Below are 16,146 nucleotides of genomic sequence, written 5' to 3'. Positions count from 1 at the left end.
AAATTCTCAAATAAACAGGATTTATGCATTACTTAGATGAAGGCCTGACATCCGGAGTTCTCATAAACAATATTTTCTGCTATTCAGTCAGCATATGGATATAAATAATCAGAAATACATAGGGAATGATATCTGTACTCTGGGCATGGGATCCCAACAAGCCGGCCATGTCCTGGTCTAAAATTCGCATGGTCGGCAACTGTCTAAAATCTTCTTTTTGCCATTGTTGCTGGAGTTGTTTCGCCTGAACTCGGTCAAAATTAGTACCGAAGATAATTGCTAATTTACGCCAAAAACGAGGGGAGTTGGTGAACTCAATCAAGTTTTCGTAAACAACGCTGAGAGCGGAAGGAACGAGAATAGCCACGGCAATAAAAGCTCAACAAATCGACAAATAAACAAAAATTGCTCTAAATTGCTCCTCTATTGCCATAAAAATGACGTTGACAAAATTGTACACCATCGAAACTTACCAACCATCCCAGCTTGAAACTTTTTTTGTCATCATTGCCCAATTTTTTTATCCAAGCCAAAATACCGAGCTAAGCCGGAAGGGGGATAATCCAACATCAAGACCTGGACCCTCCATGGCAAGCCCCGCTATGAATTGCTCTCCCAAGAACTGGCCATGTACCGGGAATTGGTCACCAACAAAATTAATCAAGGCCTATTAAAAGGGGAACGTTTTTCTGACCCCTAGGACGTGGAATGGGAAAAACGGGGATGCTTACTTCAAAGCGTGTTTCAAAAGCTGGGTTTTGGCTGTTTAATCCCCCCTAGCCCCCCTTCCGAAGGAGGGAACGGTTACCAAAGTCCCCCTTTTTAAGCCGGAGCTTTAGTGGGTCAATTTAGGGGGCGGAATAAAACTTTCCAAACACGTTCTCAGCGTCTAAACGCCAAACTGATTAGATAGGCAATGCTGGCCACCAAAATAATGGTTGCTCCAGAGGAAAGGTTAAAGCTGTAGGAAAGAGCTAATCCAACACCGCAAAAGACCATCCCCAATCCACTGGCCACAGCCATCATTTGGGGCACATCCCGCACATATTGACCGGCGATCGCCGCTGGAATACTCAACAGGGCAATGACCATAATTAATCCCACTAATTGCATCACCATCACCACCGTTAAAGCAATGGCCGCCACTAGAGTTAGATAAAGAATATCCACTGGCAAATTACGGGTAGTGGCATAGACCGGATCAAAAGAAATGGCCAAAAACTCTTTATAAAGTAAGAATAAAAGAATGATAATCAACATGTCTAGCCCTGCCATGAGCCAGAGTTCCTGCCGGGGCACCGTCAAAATACTGCCGAAAAGATAACTAGCCACATCGGCCTTATAACCTTTGGTTAAATCGATCAACATGATGCCGATCGCCATGCCCAGGGCCCACATCACCCCAATTAACGTGTCGCTGCGCTGTTGATATTTCCTTGCTACCCAACCCATGGCCAAAGCCATCACTAGGGAAAAAACAAACGCTCCCCAGAGGGGATTAAAGGCAAAATAGTAGCCCAAACCAATGCCTCCATAGGCCGCGTGGGCTACCCCACCGCTGATGAAAACCATGCGGTTGATGACAATAAAAGAGCCAATTAATCCACAGGCTAAGCTGACCAGCAAACTAGCTACGATGGCGTTTTGCATAAATTCGTATTGCAACGCCTGAACCATCGCCTCAATCATGGTGACACTCCGCTGTATGCCCCTGGCCATTGGTTGCATCTAACCCGGGTAAAGCCGGATCATGGCTAGGGAAAACCCGATGGGGCACACCATGGGCAATTAAATCCACCGGACATTGATAGGTGGCTTCAATCATCTGGGGCGTAATAAATTTCTCCTGGTGATAGTGCAAACTACGGTTGAGGCAACCAACGGTTTTGACATAGCGGGAAATGGCCCCCAGGTCGTGGGAAATCATCACAATGGTCATGGTTTGATTCAGTTCCCCCAATAACTCGTAAATACTTCTTTGCACTTTGCTGTCTACATTGGCGGTGGGTTCGTCCAGCAATAAAATCTGCGGTTGGGAAGCTAGGGCCCTGGCAATGTAAACCCGTTGCCGTTGTCCTCCAGACAGGGTCCCCAAGGGGCGATCGCCTAAATCTCCCATGCCCACCTGCTCTAAACAACGGCGTACAATGGCTTCATCCTGCTGGTGATAACGGCGAAATAATTTACCCCGCCCCAAACGGCCCATCCTGACCACGTCCAACACCCGCACTGGAAACGCCCGGTCAAACTCTAACCATTGGGGTACATAGCCCACGTAACGCCGCCCCTGTTCCACTGACCGCCCGAGAATTTGTACCGTACCTTGCTGGGGTTGAATTAATCCCAACAGTACTTTGAGCAGAGTGGTTTTTCCCCCGCCGTTAGGGCCAATTAAGCCCAGAAAATCCCTTTCCTCCACCCGCAGATTAATATTTTCTAGCACTGGCGTCGCGCCATAACCAGCGAATAAATTTTCAACGGCAATTACTGGTTGGGAGAGTAGGGAATCAACCATGGGGACGTTGGCATTAGGGCTGGGCACTGTTAGCATTGGCGATTTTTTGGGCAACGGCTTTGAGATTGCTAGACCAATCAGCGGCTAAAGGATCGAGTAACTCCACCCCCGCTCCGATTTCAGCGGCGATCGCCTCGGAACTTTTGGTACTGAACTGGGTTTCCCCAAACACCATGGTTAGATTATTTTCCTTGGCCGTATCAATTAACTGTTTCAATTCCTGGGCGCTGGGTTCTTGCCCTTCCACTTCGATGGGAATTTGTACCAAGTTGTAATCCCGAGCAAAGTAAGCCCAAGAAGGATGGAAAACAATAAATTTCCTTTGGGGTAAAGGTTGCAATATTTGTCCTAATTCTTGATTTAACCGCTCTAGTTCCGCTAAAAATGCAGCTAAATTAGCCTCATACTGGTCGCGATTATCCGGGTCCAATTCCGCCAACTCCTTGGCGATCGTGGTGGCCTGTCGTTTCACCAAGGTAGGGGACAACCAAATGTGGGGATCCGCCACCATCAATGCTCCCTTAGCTTTTTCCTTTTCTGACTCTGACCCATGGTCGTGGCCATCGTGGCTATGGTCATCGTGCCCTTCTTCCTCCCCGTGACTATGGTCATGCTTCTCCATTTCCAGGGGGGTTATGCCTTGGGCCGAATCAATTAATTTCATGTTGGCATTGGCCGCCTTTAACTTCTCCAACCAAGGTTGCTCAAAACCAAGACCGATCAAAACATAGGCTTCTGCTTCACTTAGGGCCGCCAACTGTTGGGGTTTGGGCTCATAGGTGTGGGGATCATTATTACCCGGTACCAGTACGCTGACTCGAACTAAGTCACCACCAATTTTTTCCAAAAAGTATTGTTGAGGTGGAATACTCACCGTAATATCCATGGCATCTGCCACCGGAGCATCCTCAACTTGACCATTTTGCCCAACCTGTTCAACAGCGGGCTGACAGCCTAGGGTGCTCAAACCCAGAACAAAAGCAACACCAAGGGGTTGGACAAAGCGGGGAACAGCGGGGAAAATGAACATTACCGATGTGCAATACAGTGAAGATCAAGCTGATGGGAAATTTATCCCTTTGGCATTAGGACAATAAACGATAATCATTATCATTGCATAATTCCTCCACCTTGTCATGAGTCTTCCCACTCCTTCCCTTGCCGTTCGCCTAGAGTCCCTCACAGTCAACCAAAGACTGGTGCTCCAAGCTTTGCAAAGGGAAACGGAGCCCCTGTCGGCCCAAGCCCTCTTCGCCAAACTGCGGGAAACAAAAAAAATTGGCTTGGCCACGGTGTACCGAGCTTTAGATGCCCTCAAGTTAGCCGGATTTATCCAACATCAGGCCACCATGACAGGGGAATTGCTTTACCAAACCCTAGAGCAGGACCAACATTGTTTGACCTGTTTGCAGTGTGGGGAATCGGTACCCATTCAGGGTTGCCCTGTGCAGTCCCTAGAGGAAAATTTGCAGGCTAATTATTCTTTTCGGATTTACTATCACACCCTAGAATTCTTCGGGCTTTGTCAACTTTGTGCCAAAGGAAGTGATTAGAATTGAAGTTAACCAAAATAAGAATAGTTAACTATCCCAATGTTCAGCGAACCGAGGAGAAGTTATGGCAACCCTAACCCCGCCAATTAGCTCAATCAATCAAGGGTCATTATTGTTGAATGTGAGCCATGTCACTTTAAAAGTCTCGCCGGAGCATTTTGATCAGCTTTGCCTTGATAACCCAGACCTACGGCTTGAGTTAACCAAAGATGGCGAATTAATTGTTATGGCACCAGCGGGGGGAGAAACCAGCCGGAAAAATCTTGATCTGGCGATCGATGTTGGTCTTTGGAATCGCCGAACAAACTTGGGTCAAGCCTTTGATTCTTCCTGTGGCTATGACTTCACTTCATTGGGGGGCGGTAAATTGTCGCCGGATGTGTCGTGGATTGAGCAATCGAAGCTTGAAGGGATCGAAATAGTTGGCTTTATCCCTGTGGTACCAGATTTTGTTATTGAACTCCGCTCCGCAACGGATAACCTGAAACCATTACAGGAAAAAATGCAAGAGTATCGACGGCTGGGGGTACGATTGGGGTTATTGATCAATCCCCAAAACCAACAGGTTGAGATTTATCGTTCTTCCCAGGCGACAGAAGTTTTAACGTTGCCAAAGGAAATAGATTGCAATGAAGTAATGCCCGGTTTTGTGCTTGATTTGACCCGCATTTGGTAGGAACTAAAAATATTCTGCCTTGGGATTGACTACCCCATTGCTGGAGCCGGAAAAACGATGGGGCCGTAGGAGTAATTGCTGTAGAGAGCGTTGCAAACGGAGCCGGGCTTGTTGTTTGGATTGTTGGGCAATGGTGAGGGATTGTTGGGGCAGACTGGTGACTTCACTGGGGATATTACTCGACACCGCCAGGGCCAACGCAAAGGCAATAAATGTGGCCAGAACTCCTAATTGTTTAAACATAGCCGACCCTCCTTTCTCCCAGACTGGACTTGAGCTAGTATTCTAGGAACTACTAAGCATAGCTCCCTAGCAAATATGACAATATCCCAGGCTCAAAAGGATCCAGGCATTTTGCAGACAGTTTCGCTTTTGACTGCCTATTGTTTTGACCTCCGGGGAATGGCCCCCAAACAGGTCATCAATGGCTGGCTTAAGAATTTTTCAGCCCTGTGGATTCGTCTTGCGGTGATCGAAGCCCTGTACCTAGGCCGTTATAAGGCGGTTTCGGTGGAGCATTTGCTGGAGTTCTGGCACAAGAAGGGACAACCCAATTTTCATTTTTCCGCTGAGTTTGAGCGTCTGGTTTCCGAAAATCTGCCCAGATCGTTGGCGATCGCCAGAGACGAATCGATGGAGGAGTTGACTAAAATGGCAGACCAGTCATGGCAGTTAAAGGTTCCCACGGCAGGACAAGAACAATCATTGCAATCACCAAGACGGCGGGTTTCTCCCTCCGACCCAGGGGAGCTAGAACCACTCCCTTGGCATCACCGTGCCCTCGGAAATATCCAACATCCCAACCAAGAAAATTTAAAGGGCTCTAATGTGTCCGAAGAAGGGCCCGTGACCAGAAACCCAGGGCCAGCCCCGTCCATTGAGCAGTTCATTCCCATCACCCAGGAATCAAATTTCCTCAGTCGGCTCCAGTCAGTACTCAGTCAGGACACCGAGAATGTTTAGATTATTCAATTCGGGGAAATTGGACAAGGTAGTCCTCTTCTGGATGGGTTTGACTTCCGCCCTGGTGACGTTCTACCCAACCCCGAGTTACGGCCAAAATAGTCAAAATAGTTTTTACAATCCCATCCCCATTACTGCCAACACAACAGTTGACGATCGCCTGACGGTGGGGGATATGCCCACGGGGGAAGGGGGATTTGCCAGGGACTATCGTATTAATCTCCAGGCCGGGGACCAAGTGTCCATTGACCTGCGCTCCGATGAATTCGACACCATGGTAATGCTCATTGGCGATGACGGCACCACCATTGTGGCCAACGACGACAGCACTGAAGGGGGCACCAATTCCCTTGCCTTCGCCCGGATTACTGAATCGGGAGACTACATTGTCCGGGTCAGAACCTACGCCGCCACTGGGGGAGGGGCATTTTCCCTGGCAGTGACCAGGCTAAAACCCGTTCCCTAGCAATTTATCAATGGTTCAAGGCAGTAATATTTCCGTAGAACTTGATAAAGTTGCCCGTGATTATGTTGTAATTCTTGCCCTTTTTCAAAGAAAGTTTCCGTCACCACCGCAAAAAATTCACAGGGGTTGGTGGCTCCATAGGGGTCGATGACGGTGGGTAAATTATTTTCTAACTGACTGAGTAGTTGTTGGTATTCCGACGCAAAAATTGACTGCCAGCGTTGATAGTCGTTGCGACGACCTAATTTAGGGACCCCATTCATGGCTCCATCCCCCATGTCCAACTGATGGGCAAATTCATGGAAAATAACGTTGTGGCCATCCTGCCACCGCTCCAAATCCCAGGCGATCGTGCCCCAAGCCAGGATCAACTGTCCAGCCCTATCCCAGGATTCCCCAGCTCGAACGGTGTCTTCTTCCTCCACTACGTAACCATCGGGGGACGTAATTTGCCGCACTTGGAAAGCATCGGGGTAAACAAGGATTGTATCCAGCCTGGGGTAGGGATTACTGCCTAATTCCAACGCTAGATAGCAAGCTTGGGCAGCGATGACCAACCGCACTTCATCCGTTAAAACAAAATCATTACAGCCAATAAACTGTTTTTGCTGGAGAAATAATTGGATTTTTGCTTCTAATTTTTGCCGTTGCTGGGGGGAAAGCTGGGCATAAAAAGGCAGGCGATCGCCTAAAATTGCTTGCCAATGGGGAGGCAGAGGCCGCTGAAAAAGTTGTTTTTCTCGCCAATCTAACCAATGGGGATAGCCCCAAATGTAGGCAATGATGCCCAAAAGGATGGTGAGGACAATGGCAGTGGGCAACATGAAAAATAACGGGTAAATCTTTAGGCTAAGGGGTTAAACCGCCCGATCGCCTCCAGCCATGGTTTGAATTTGGTTTACAAAAGCTTGGTGGTCCACCACCGGTTTAGCTATGTAGCCTTCTGCGCCACTTTGGGCCAATAAAGACTCCCGATCGCCGACCATGGCATGGGCTGTGACCAAAATCACTGGTAGGCTGGCCGTGGCAGGGTCTTGTTTGAGCAGTTGGGTAATTTGAATGCCGTTATAGGCCTTACCTTGGTAATGACTGCGGGACAGAGACACATCGATCAAAATCACGTCCACCGCCTTGCTCCGAGCTAAGGCCAACACCTCCGCCACATCCTCGCTGCCCTTGACGGTGAAGCCCCCCCGCTTAGTGAGAATTTTGGAAAAAACCCGGAAGTTCATGGGGTCGTCTTCGACGATGAGAACCGTTGTCATAAAACTGTACCCGGCAAAGTGGGGAGGAGAATCAGCCTTTCCAATGCTAACATTGGCCGCGAATTGACGAGCGCACAGGTTCCCAGCGGCATGGCCAGAAAATCTTTCCCCAGCGGTCAAATTATCCCCACCGATCTCCACGAAGAAATGGAACGTTCCTACCTGGAATATGCCATGAGTGTGATTGTGGGGCGGGCATTACCCGATGTGCGGGACGGTCTAAAACCGGTGCATCGTCGCATTCTCTACGCCATGTACGAGTTGGGGCTGACCCCCGATCGCCCGTTTCGGAAATGTGCCCGGGTGGTGGGGGACGTGTTGGGCAAATACCATCCCCACGGTGACCAGTCTGTGTACGATGCCCTGGTGCGGATGGTGCAGGATTTTTCCAGTCGTTATCCCCTCCTGGCTGGCCATGGCAACTTCGGTTCCGTGGACAATGATCCTCCGGCCGCCATGCGTTACACCGAAACCCGCTTAGCACCCATCGCCATGGGGGCCATGTTGGAAGGCATAAGCGAGGCGATCGTTGATTTTACCGGCAACTTCGACAATTCCCAGGAAGAACCCACCGTGGTTCCCGCCCAGTTACCTTTGTTACTGTTGAACGGTTGCTCTGGTATTGCGGTGGGCATGGCCACTAGTATCCCGCCCCACAATTTGGGGGAAGTGGTGGATGGTTTGATTGGTTTAATCAATAAACCTGATTTGTCGGATCAAGAACTATTTAAGTTAATCCCCGGCCCTGACTTTCCCACCGGCGGCCACATCCTCGACAGCGAAGGCATTTTGCAAGCTTACCAAACGGGACGAGGACTAATTCCGGTGCGGGGAGTTAGTCACATTGAAACCATCCGAGGGGAGAAAAAACGCAGTCATAATCGCACGGCGATCGTCATTACGGAATTACCATTCCAGGTCAATAAAGCGGCTTGGATTGAGAAAATTGCCAGCTTGGTCAACGACGGCAAACTAGACGGCATTTCCGATCTGCGGGATGAAAGCGATCGCACCGGCATGAGGGTGGTAATTGAGCTCAAACGGGATGCGGAACCCAATGCCATTTTGCAAAAACTCTACCGCATGACTCCTTTGCAGAGTAATTTTGGCGTGATTTTCCTGGCGCTGGTCAACAACCAACCCGTGCAAATGTCCCTGCGGCAAATTCTCCAAGAATTTCTCCAATTCCGGGAAGATACCCTGCTGCGACAGTACGAAAATGAGTTGGGAGAAAACCGTCGTCGCCTGGAATTATTAACTGGTTTACTAATCGGTTTAGAAAATTTAGATGCGCTGATTGAAATTCTCCGTTTTGCCGCCGATGGCACCACCGCCAAAATTCAACTCCAGGAACGGTTAGGCATTTCCCTCCAACAAGGGGACGCTATTTTGGGCATGCCCATGCGCCGTATCACCGGCCTGGAAAGGGAAAAATTACAACAGGAACACACCGATCTAGCCCAACGCATTGAGCAGTTGGAAACTCTCATTGGCGATCGCCAGGAACGGTTAAAAGCCCTCAAAAAAGAATTGCGGGGTTTAAAGAAAAAGTTTGCCGACGAACGACGTACCAAGATTTTACAGGGTATGCCAGCCAAAATTGAGCCTCTCCCCGTAAATCAAGATCCATTGCCTGAAGCGACAATTCCCCCGGTTGAAAGTCAGTCAGCCCCAGAAGAAGAGTTGGATTCCCCAGGGGAACCAGAGCAAGAACAATTAGTCTTAGAAAATTCTTCCCCGCCAACGGCAGATTCGGCTCCCGAAGCAAAGCAGGACGATCTAAACCTAGCCGTAAAGCCTACCCCCAAAACCGTCAAACAGGAAGCCCAACCAAGCCCGGAAGTCATAGCCACCCATAGCAAACTCGTTTCTGTTGCCGAGAAAAATCCCCTCACCCTCTTCACGCCGCAAACGCCCCCGGCGGAGGCCTTTCTGAGTATTAATTTGCAGGGGGAAATCGCCTGGCACCCAGAAGAGCTAACCTCCGCCAACAGCTTTGAACCCTTGGACCAGCAATTTTCCATTCAAGGGCGGGAAACTCTCATTGTCATTGGCGACCATGGCAAGGCTTTCCCCGTCGCCATTGCCGATATTCCCCCCTTAGCTGTCACCCGCATTCCCCTGTTACAAATTCTGCCTAAATCGGCCCAGCGGGACGCCACCACCGTCACTTTCCAGGGATTTTTACCGCCCCCGGAACAGCCCCAGGATTTACTCCTAGTTAGTCAGCAGGGTCGGGTCAAACTGCTCGCTGGTCAGGAGTTGCAGGAGTTGGGCCCGCGGGGTTTGAGTTTAATGAAGTTAAAAAATGGCGATCTCCTCCAGTTTGCCCAATTGGTTACACCAGTTAATCCTGCCTCTGCCCAAAATCCAGGTAAAAATTTGGTGATTGCCACCAGCAATGGACGTTTACTGCGGTTTGATCCAGCCCAGGTTGGTTTAACTTGCTCAAGTCCCAGTGCCCAAGGCCAGGAAGCAATGCGGCTTCGTGCAACGGAAAGTTTGGTGGGGGTACTGATGGCATCACCAGGGGATAGGGTTTTACTGTTAACCCAAGCAGGTTATGGCAAACAATTAGATTTAGCTTCTGTGCGCCTGGGGAATTTCGGCGAATTAGGCACAACGGTGATGCAATTTACCAGCAAAGCAGATCGGTTGTTGACCATGGTGGCGGCAAATCAGGGTGCCCAGTCTCCTCAATCCTCCACTTACGATTTTTACAGTAATCAACAACGACTCCATTCTGTCCAGGCTGATCAGTTTCAACCCTGGGGTAAGGATGGCTTTGGCGATCGCCTGGTGGATCTCAACGAGGGAGAACATTTAATTACCCAGGTGGCCCACCTTGGTTAAAGGTTAGACCCGGGGAAATTTTCGGCTAGAATGGGCAACATCTTTTTTCCGTGGGTGGGGACAATGGACAAGTACGAAGGACTGGAAAGCTCGAAAAAGCCTTGGTGGTTGAAGCACATCGACAAAATTTTCCTAGGCGGTGGCGTTGCCTATATGCTGTTAGTTAGTTTTTGGCTAGTGTTTCAATCCCGACAACCCAATCCCTCTGCGACATCGCCTACGGAAACGGTGACGGTGGATCAAGCGGACGAAGAATTTATTGTTTATCTGCAACAGTCCTTAGAAACCCTTAAACAGCCCCAATCATTGCCAGCTTCCTCCGCCCTCACTGGTGTTAACCCTCCGGTAACCCCCAACCAAACAACGGTGGCGATCGCCCCTGCTAACCAAGGTATTCCCCTTCCCCCGCCTCCCCCCGGCGCTGTGCCCCAAAATAATGGTGGCAATCTGACCGCAGTCGCTCCTGGTAGTACCACTGTGGTGGAACGATATTATTACCCCGTTTACCCCAACGGCCAAGCTGCTCCAGCCATGGCAATTCCCCCCCAACCCGTGGCCGCTGCTCCCCCGGCAGTGCCGATGGTGCCCAGTAAAACTAAACACGATTTAGTAGGAGTTCTGGAATCCGGTGAGCTTTCTTCGGCTCTGTTCCGCTGGAATGGCATGACCCAACGCATTCAAATCGGTGAGGCGATCGGTAGTAGCGGTTGGCAATTGGCGGCGGTTAACGGTCAGCAGGCGATCCTATCCCGTCAGGGTAAAACCCGCTATCTGGAAGTGGGTCAAGGCTTTTAGTCTGTACTAATTTATTCACCTTCGCCTAGTTGTTCGATCAGCCATTGACGAAATTGCCTAATCGTTGCTGTTTCTCCGTCTTGGAGACTTTGGCGCAGAAAGACAGTCAAATCCTTAACTTTCAAGGGATGCAAAGCCAAGCTCTGCTCAGAAGTTTCATAGATTTGCTGAGCCCCATTCCACAAATAAGCCTGTAAAGTTCGACCGTCATATCGCCAAATTTCGGGCACTCCTAAAGCACCATAAATTGCTAATTTGTCTAGGGAGCTACTGGTAATATCAATTTCAATGACTAAATCGGGGGGAGGATCAACATTAAGATCAATATCCTGTTTGTGGCGAACAATAGACTCATTTTGCAGGTAAAAGCAAGAATCTGGTTCTATGCCTTTCTCCAGCCGATTAACTCTTAGGGTTAGGGAACCTAGACTTTTAATTTCCAAGTTCAAGATGTCAACGGTGGTGTAAATTAACCGCTCTAGAAAGCGATTATTATGTTCATGTTCTCCGAGGGGAGTCATAATTTCTAAAGTTCCTTGACAATAAGCAAGGCGAATTCCTCGCTTTTCACCCAAATCCTGAAGCAATTGGTTAAAAGTTAGCCAACTTACGGGTTCAAGCAAAATAAATTTCGAGACGGGGGCTAATTCTGTAATAGGCATAATATTCCTTCACTATCCTGGTAACAAATACAGTCCTGGCTCTGCATCATTACCCGGAAGCAATTCCCTGCTACTTTTAACACCTCGATCTTGGCATAATTGGGCAAAGTTTTGCAGGGTATCTAGCCTAGCTAATAATTCACTAAGAGTGTCTAAATATTCGGCGATCGCCAATTGTTTATTAATCCAAGCTTGGTTATAGCGTTCGGGTGCATAGGACATATCAAATTCAACAGCAATTTCACTTTTAATGCGTCGTACTTGATCTGGAGTTAAGTTAAAATCCTTGGGATGAATTTGACAAATTCGCTCTATTCTTTCAGGTAGAATAAACTCGTTAAATGGCTTGCCAAGAAAGCGGTAGGAAGTATTAAGGCTATCATTAGCATCGTCCAATAATGCCTTTGACCAATTTTCAGATAATTGTTTAAATTTAACAACTTCTTCCCGTAAAACATCTTTGGCATCCTGGTGATGACCTATTTCCATCAATAAATTAGCTTCGGTAATGGTAGCAACGGCCCAACCTTGAATAGCAATGTCACTATTTAGCATTAATTCTGCTTCTAGCTCTGGGGTGATTTTGAGTGCTTCATGGCTTAAAAATAAACGGCTACGATTTGCGGCTTTAATGGCTCCAATGGGAGATTGTTCAGGAAAACGGTTGATTGTTTGAAGTTCAGATTGTAAATCTGCTATCTCTCTGACTAAACTGCTCTGATAAAAATGGGCAATGGCTTGGGCTAATTTTTCCTGTTTAGCTCGACTATCCTGAACAACTAGGCAAATGTAACCTAATTGTTGTGACATTTTATCAAGGCGATGATTAACATCATCAAAACCCTGTTGGACTGTTTGCTGGAGAAGATTAATAGATTTCTGCATCTGGTGAAGCTCAGAATCGTTGAATCGCACTTATGTACGACCTAAAAATAGACAGAATAATCCTACAGCAAAGCAAATTCATCACCTTAGTGCTAACTCCCTTAGCCAGTGTACATAGCTTATTTTTTCACACATGAAAGCCTGTAAATAACGTAGTTTGTCTAACATTGTTGTACCTGCTTCTTTTGGGATTACCAGTAATTTTAGTATTAAATAAGCAATTATACAGGTATAGATTTGAATCCCAATTGCATTCTCATTTTTGGCAATCAGTCTATTCAGCTTTAAGTGCATTTTTAAGAATTTCCATAACAATTCTATTTGCCATCTTTTTTTATAAATTTCTGCTATTTTTTCATCACTAACTCCTTCTATTTCTTTACTTTCTATAGGTAAATTTGTAACCAATCTAAACTCTGAATTATCATGGGTGAATATTACCACTCTACTCTCTATTTTATTCTTTCCAGTTCCAACCATATAGTTATCATTGGCTAATTTTTCTAGCTTTATATTATTCTTTATTCTTAATACATGATATTTGTTATTCTCCTTTTGTAATCTCTTGATTCTCTGTAAGTCACAAAATCCTCTATCCATTACTGCTACTCCATTTTCTGGAGTCTCTTCTATTGTTTCATTCCCATATTTATTATCATGACCTTGTCCAAAGTGAATTACTATTCCCCCCGGAATCCCTGTTGATAAGTTAATCTCACTGAATAATTTTACCTGATGAAATCCAAGGTTCCACATCAACTTCCTAGTTATGCTGACAATGGTTGAATCGAGAGGAAATATTTCTAATTCTCTCTGCTTAATTTCCTTCCTTTTCGACAATTCCTTTTTTAAGGAAAATATTATTTCTCTAAAAACTCCCACATCCCTTTTTTTGCTTGCCTTTGAGAATGTAGATATATCGACTGTCTCTCCTCGTAAGTTCAGTCTTTTAAACATACTCCTCATGCTTGTCTGGCTCTGGTCTAACACTAATCCTAACCAGATACTCACAAACTTAAATGTGTCTAATACTGGGTAGTCATGTTTAGGAAAATTAGATAGATAAGTTTTTACAATATGTCCAAAATTTGATATCATCGCTTCAATTATTCTAATATTTCTGCCCTTTATTCTATCATTTTAAAGAGCTTTTTTCTCTTTATAACTATCGTTCAACACTTCTGCACTTGATCATAGGGGTATAAACAAATTCCACTACTTGCCCATGTTCTTATTGGTTGACGAAGGGCACGATTAAAAGCGAATTCCCTAGATTGACGAATTATAACCCTGTTATTTCGCATAGAGATAATCGCTTTCATTTGTTCATTCATTGCATCAGCGTAATCTTTGGTTCCGCTTAACAATAAATGATTCCTTAGAAGTGATTTCTAAAGAAAATATAAAGAAAAGAGGATAGGAAAAATCTGTTTTTTATGGTGAAAAGATAAAAATTGAGTATTGTCGATGAGCAATTTGCCGAACGTAGTTAATCCTCAGCGCAAGCTATACGCCAGTGACATGAGTGATGAGGATTGGAAGATAATCGAGCCCAAGTTACCAGCACCGAAAGGATTTGGGCGTCCTAGAGAGTTGGACCTGCGAGAAATATAACTAATTAGTATAACTATGAGGCACTAGGCTATGCAGTAATCTTGAATAACTTTGTCTATGCGATTTTGCTATACTACCCTGGCTATTTCTGGAAATGTTTTTCTCCTGATATTCGCTATTAATCCTAGATGCAAATATTTAAAGTACTCAAAGCTTCTTACTTCTGGAAAGTAAGTCTCTGTAGCTTTCACAATATTTGTCGATAAACTGTACTGTTTCTTTTGCTTGACGGGGGCAACCATATATCACCTCTGCCTTTCACCCTCTCTTCTCTGTTTTATCCTTCCTACAATGATAGAAGAGCGATAGGCGAACTCCCAACTTTCTTCAATATCTGGGATTAATTCTGCCAACATACCGGGTTGGGACAAAAATAATTCGTAAAATCATTTGTCTGTCTTCAGACTCTTCTAATTTTCTTGTAATACTAAATTATCTCGATGGATCACTGTATCTGGCCCCACGTAGCCTAACACTGCGGCGATCGCCTCGGAATGGAGTCCCTTAATTTTTTCTAGCTCGTTACAGTTGTAATTAACTAATCCCCGCCCTAATTCTTGACCCTGGGGATCACAGATTATGACGGCATCGGTGGCACTGAATTCCCCTTCTAGGGCAACCACCCCGATCGCCAATAGGGATTTGCCCCTAGCTTTGAGGGCCTGGACCGCCCCAGCGTCAATGAAAATTTTCCCGGTGGGCACTAAACCATAGGCGATCCAACGTTTACGAGCATTATCGGAGCGGGGTTGGGCTTCAAACTGAGTGCCCAAATTAGCTCCCTGGAGGATGGCTAAAATTTGCTCAGGTTTTTGGCCATGGGTGATGACGGTGCGGACTCCTGATCCCGTAGCAATGCGGGCAGCGGTGATTTTGGTGGCCATGCCGCCGGTGCCCCAGGCGGAACCAGTGCTATCGGTGCGGACTTGTAATTGGGCTAATTCCGCGGCTTTGACTAGGGGAATGGGATAGGCATCGGGATCTAAACGGGGGTCACTGGAATAAAGGCGGTCAACGTCAGTGAGCAAAAATAGCCAATCCGCTTCCACCAAGCTGGCCACTAAAGCCGACAAAGTATCATTGTCGCCAAATTTTAGTTCATCGATCGCCACCGTGTCGTTTTCATTGACAATGGCAATCACCCCCAACTCAAACAGAGCTTGGAACGTGTTGTAGGCGTTGACATAGGCGGTACGCTCAATTAATTCCCGTCTGGTGAGCAAAATTTGGGCAATGGGTTGCCGGAGGCTACTAAAAAGGTCGTCATAGGTCCGCATTAATCTGCCCTGGCCCACAGCGGCGATCGCCTGCTTTAAGGCCATTTTTTTTGGCCTTTCTGTCAGGCCCAAACGACTACAACCTACTCCTATGGCTCCAGAGGAGACTAGCACCACCCGATGGCCTTGGCCGATCAACTTGCATACAGTTTCCACCAAAGCGGCAATGGTGGAGAGGGCCAACTGACCCGTTTCCGGACGAGCTAGGCTAGAAGTACCAATTTTAATCACCAAAGTTTGGGGTTGCATTGCCATTGTCATCTATTTTGGGAGGAAAAATTGCCATAAAAAAAGTGGGCCAAGCCCACCTTAAAACCATGATATTGTGTGGCGGCTAGCCCTCGATTACATGGAAGAACCTAAACCAGCATAGGCTCCGTAGAAAAATAACCCTAGAACACCAATGGCGCCAATACCGGCCACTACACCCACCACCCACAAAGGGATTCTGCCTTCTGCGAACATACCATGCCTCCTAAATTGCGTATTAAAAAAGTTTAGTTAAAGAAATAGCTGGAGAACAAAATCCCCAACACAGCCACCAACAATAGACCCAGGTATAAAGAAGTGCGGTTCAATTCCACCGGTTGGCGGTTTGGGTTTGAATTTCTGTCCATGAAAA

Annotated in this window: 19 protein-coding genes and 1 pseudogene; 6 read left to right on the top strand and 14 right to left on the bottom strand. The window is 46.8% G+C overall.

The window, feature by feature from the left end:
• Positions 1 to 79 precede the first annotated feature (79 nt).
• The 4 genes from C7I86_RS02780 to C7I86_RS02765 all read right to left on the bottom strand — a co-directional run bounded on the left by C7I86_RS02780 (position 80) and on the right by C7I86_RS02765 (position 3,545).
• Positions 80 to 367 (bottom strand): hypothetical protein, encoded by a 288-nt coding sequence (locus C7I86_RS02780; protein ID WP_010871742.1) that lies wholly within the window; start codon positions 365 to 367, stop codon positions 80 to 82.
• Positions 368 to 882: 515 nt separating this feature from the next.
• A complete protein-coding gene (locus C7I86_RS02775; protein ID WP_010871741.1) occupies positions 883 to 1,728 on the bottom strand; it encodes a metal ABC transporter permease in 846 nt (281 codons plus the stop codon).
• Positions 1,682 to 2,551 (bottom strand): metal ABC transporter ATP-binding protein, encoded by an 870-nt coding sequence (locus C7I86_RS02770; RefSeq protein ID WP_010871740.1) that lies wholly within the window; start codon positions 2,549 to 2,551, stop codon positions 1,682 to 1,684. The genes C7I86_RS02775 and C7I86_RS02770 overlap by 47 nt, the downstream gene beginning before the upstream one ends.
• A complete protein-coding gene (locus tag C7I86_RS02765; protein ID WP_010871739.1) occupies positions 2,529 to 3,545 on the bottom strand; it encodes a metal ABC transporter solute-binding protein, Zn/Mn family in 1,017 nt (338 codons plus the stop codon). Before C7I86_RS02765 ends, C7I86_RS02770 begins: the two co-directional genes overlap by 23 nt.
• 106 nt (positions 3,546 to 3,651) lie before the next feature.
• On the opposite strand from C7I86_RS02765, the gene C7I86_RS02760 reads away from it, so the two are divergent.
• Entirely contained in the window at positions 3,652 to 4,068 is a 417-nt protein-coding gene (locus C7I86_RS02760; RefSeq protein WP_010871738.1) for a transcriptional repressor, read from the top strand.
• A 64-nt stretch (positions 4,069 to 4,132) separates the two neighbouring features.
• The gene (locus C7I86_RS02755) at positions 4,133 to 4,744 is read left to right on the top strand and encodes a Uma2 family endonuclease (protein ID WP_010871737.1); all 612 of its coding nucleotides are present in this window, start codon (positions 4,133 to 4,135) and stop codon (positions 4,742 to 4,744) included.
• Between the two features lie 3 nt (positions 4,745 to 4,747).
• Here C7I86_RS02755 and C7I86_RS02750 read toward each other — a convergent pair whose 3' ends face one another.
• Positions 4,748 to 4,987: a hypothetical protein gene (locus C7I86_RS02750; RefSeq protein ID WP_010871736.1), complete on the bottom strand. Its 240-nt coding sequence runs from the start codon at positions 4,985 to 4,987 to the stop codon at positions 4,748 to 4,750.
• 75 nt (positions 4,988 to 5,062) lie between these two features.
• Here C7I86_RS02750 and C7I86_RS02745 point away from each other — a divergent pair, with 75 nt between their 5' ends.
• Positions 5,063 to 5,707 carry a hypothetical protein gene (locus tag C7I86_RS02745; RefSeq protein WP_010871735.1) on the top strand — a complete coding sequence of 215 codons (645 nt, stop codon included), beginning with the start codon at positions 5,063 to 5,065 and terminating at the stop codon, positions 5,705 to 5,707.
• 19 nt (positions 5,708 to 5,726) lie between these two features.
• Positions 5,727 to 6,173 (top strand): PPC domain-containing protein, encoded by a 447-nt coding sequence (locus C7I86_RS02740; protein WP_232503168.1) that lies wholly within the window; start codon positions 5,727 to 5,729, stop codon positions 6,171 to 6,173.
• On the opposite strand, the gene C7I86_RS02735 is transcribed toward C7I86_RS02740, so the two are convergent.
• Positions 6,170 to 6,997: a zinc-dependent peptidase gene (locus tag C7I86_RS02735; protein WP_010871733.1), complete on the bottom strand. Its 828-nt coding sequence runs from the start codon at positions 6,995 to 6,997 to the stop codon at positions 6,170 to 6,172. The two genes, C7I86_RS02740 and C7I86_RS02735, sit on opposite strands and share 4 nt — an antisense overlap.
• A 33-nt stretch (positions 6,998 to 7,030) precedes the next feature.
• Entirely contained in the window at positions 7,031 to 7,438 is a 408-nt protein-coding gene (locus C7I86_RS02730) for a response regulator (RefSeq protein WP_014407076.1), read from the bottom strand.
• A gap of 90 nt (positions 7,439 to 7,528) precedes the next feature.
• Between C7I86_RS02730 and C7I86_RS02725 the strand changes: the two genes are divergently transcribed.
• Positions 7,529 to 10,291, top strand: coding sequence for a DNA topoisomerase (ATP-hydrolyzing) subunit A (locus C7I86_RS02725; protein WP_014407075.1), 2,763 nt, complete (start codon positions 7,529 to 7,531; stop codon positions 10,289 to 10,291).
• 63 nt (positions 10,292 to 10,354) lie between these two features.
• On the top strand, positions 10,355 to 11,086 hold the full coding sequence (locus tag C7I86_RS02720) for a hypothetical protein (protein WP_020861466.1): 732 nt from the start codon (positions 10,355 to 10,357) through the stop codon (positions 11,084 to 11,086).
• Positions 11,087 to 11,097: 11 nt separating this feature from the next.
• Here C7I86_RS02720 and C7I86_RS02715 read toward each other — a convergent pair whose 3' ends face one another.
• The 7 genes and pseudogenes from C7I86_RS02715 to C7I86_RS02685 form a co-directional block, all read right to left on the bottom strand.
• Positions 11,098 to 11,748: a Uma2 family endonuclease gene (locus C7I86_RS02715; RefSeq protein WP_010871729.1), complete on the bottom strand. Its 651-nt coding sequence runs from the start codon at positions 11,746 to 11,748 to the stop codon at positions 11,098 to 11,100.
• 12 nt (positions 11,749 to 11,760) lie between these two features.
• Positions 11,761 to 12,633, bottom strand: a complete 873-nt coding sequence (locus C7I86_RS02710; RefSeq protein WP_020861465.1) for a hypothetical protein — start codon at positions 12,631 to 12,633, stop codon at positions 11,761 to 11,763.
• An 81-nt stretch (positions 12,634 to 12,714) separates the two neighbouring features.
• Positions 12,715 to 13,731 carry an IS4-like element IS4Sa family transposase gene (locus C7I86_RS02705; RefSeq protein WP_010871727.1) on the bottom strand — a complete coding sequence of 339 codons (1,017 nt, stop codon included), beginning with the start codon at positions 13,729 to 13,731 and terminating at the stop codon, positions 12,715 to 12,717.
• A 587-nt stretch (positions 13,732 to 14,318) separates the two neighbouring features.
• A pseudogene (locus C7I86_RS19040) lies at positions 14,319 to 14,496 on the bottom strand (IS701 family transposase); the annotation flags it as partial.
• 161 nt (positions 14,497 to 14,657) lie between these two features.
• Complete coding sequence (gene proB, locus C7I86_RS02695; protein WP_010871725.1) at positions 14,658 to 15,785, bottom strand: glutamate 5-kinase; 1,128 nt, start codon at positions 15,783 to 15,785, stop codon at positions 14,658 to 14,660.
• A gap of 84 nt (positions 15,786 to 15,869) precedes the next feature.
• Entirely contained in the window at positions 15,870 to 15,989 is a 120-nt protein-coding gene (locus tag C7I86_RS02690) for a photosystem II reaction center protein J (protein WP_010871724.1), read from the bottom strand.
• A 32-nt stretch (positions 15,990 to 16,021) separates the two neighbouring features.
• On the bottom strand, positions 16,022 to 16,141 hold the full coding sequence (locus C7I86_RS02685) for a photosystem II reaction center protein L (RefSeq protein ID WP_010871723.1): 120 nt from the start codon (positions 16,139 to 16,141) through the stop codon (positions 16,022 to 16,024).
• Positions 16,142 to 16,146 lie beyond the last annotated feature (5 nt).

The sequence above is a fragment of the Synechocystis sp. IPPAS B-1465 genome (assembly GCF_003015225.1).
Classification (GTDB): domain Bacteria; phylum Cyanobacteriota; class Cyanobacteriia; order Cyanobacteriales; family Microcystaceae; genus Synechocystis.
Note: the sequence above shows the minus strand (reverse complement) of the source record. Positions and strands in the feature narration are given on the sequence as shown.

Bases quoted from the DNA above. Each gene is read 5' to 3' on its own strand.
- C7I86_RS02730 (WP_014407076.1), bottom strand. From the start codon at position 7,438: ATGACAACGGTTCTCATCGTCGAAGACGACCCCATGAACTTCCGGGTT.
- C7I86_RS02760 (WP_010871738.1), top strand. From the start codon at position 3,652: ATGAGTCTTCCCACTCCTTCCCTTGCCGTTCGCCTAGAGTCCCTCACA.
- C7I86_RS02720 (WP_020861466.1), top strand. From the start codon at position 10,355: ATGGACAAGTACGAAGGACTGGAAAGCTCGAAAAAGCCTTGGTGGTTG.
- C7I86_RS02775 (WP_010871741.1), bottom strand. From the start codon at position 1,728: ATGCAACCAATGGCCAGGGGCATACAGCGGAGTGTCACCATGATTGAG.
- C7I86_RS02715 (WP_010871729.1), bottom strand. From the start codon at position 11,748: ATGCCTATTACAGAATTAGCCCCCGTCTCGAAATTTATTTTGCTTGAA.
- C7I86_RS02690 (WP_010871724.1), bottom strand. From the start codon at position 15,989: ATGTTCGCAGAAGGCAGAATCCCTTTGTGGGTGGTGGGTGTAGTGGCC.
- C7I86_RS02735 (WP_010871733.1), bottom strand. From the start codon at position 6,997: ATGTTGCCCACTGCCATTGTCCTCACCATCCTTTTGGGCATCATTGCC.
- C7I86_RS02710 (WP_020861465.1), bottom strand. From the start codon at position 12,633: ATGCAGAAATCTATTAATCTTCTCCAGCAAACAGTCCAACAGGGTTTT.
- C7I86_RS02705 (WP_010871727.1), bottom strand. From the start codon at position 13,731: ATGATATCAAATTTTGGACATATTGTAAAAACTTATCTATCTAATTTT.
- C7I86_RS02725 (WP_014407075.1), top strand. From the start codon at position 7,529: ATGGCCAGAAAATCTTTCCCCAGCGGTCAAATTATCCCCACCGATCTC.
- C7I86_RS02685 (WP_010871723.1), bottom strand. From the start codon at position 16,141: ATGGACAGAAATTCAAACCCAAACCGCCAACCGGTGGAATTGAACCGC.
- C7I86_RS02770 (WP_010871740.1), bottom strand. From the start codon at position 2,551: ATGCTAACAGTGCCCAGCCCTAATGCCAACGTCCCCATGGTTGATTCC.
- C7I86_RS02755 (WP_010871737.1), top strand. From the start codon at position 4,133: ATGGCAACCCTAACCCCGCCAATTAGCTCAATCAATCAAGGGTCATTA.
- proB (WP_010871725.1), bottom strand. From the start codon at position 15,785: ATGACAATGGCAATGCAACCCCAAACTTTGGTGATTAAAATTGGTACT.
- C7I86_RS02750 (WP_010871736.1), bottom strand. From the start codon at position 4,987: ATGTTTAAACAATTAGGAGTTCTGGCCACATTTATTGCCTTTGCGTTG.
- C7I86_RS02745 (WP_010871735.1), top strand. From the start codon at position 5,063: ATGACAATATCCCAGGCTCAAAAGGATCCAGGCATTTTGCAGACAGTT.
- C7I86_RS02765 (WP_010871739.1), bottom strand. From the start codon at position 3,545: ATGTTCATTTTCCCCGCTGTTCCCCGCTTTGTCCAACCCCTTGGTGTT.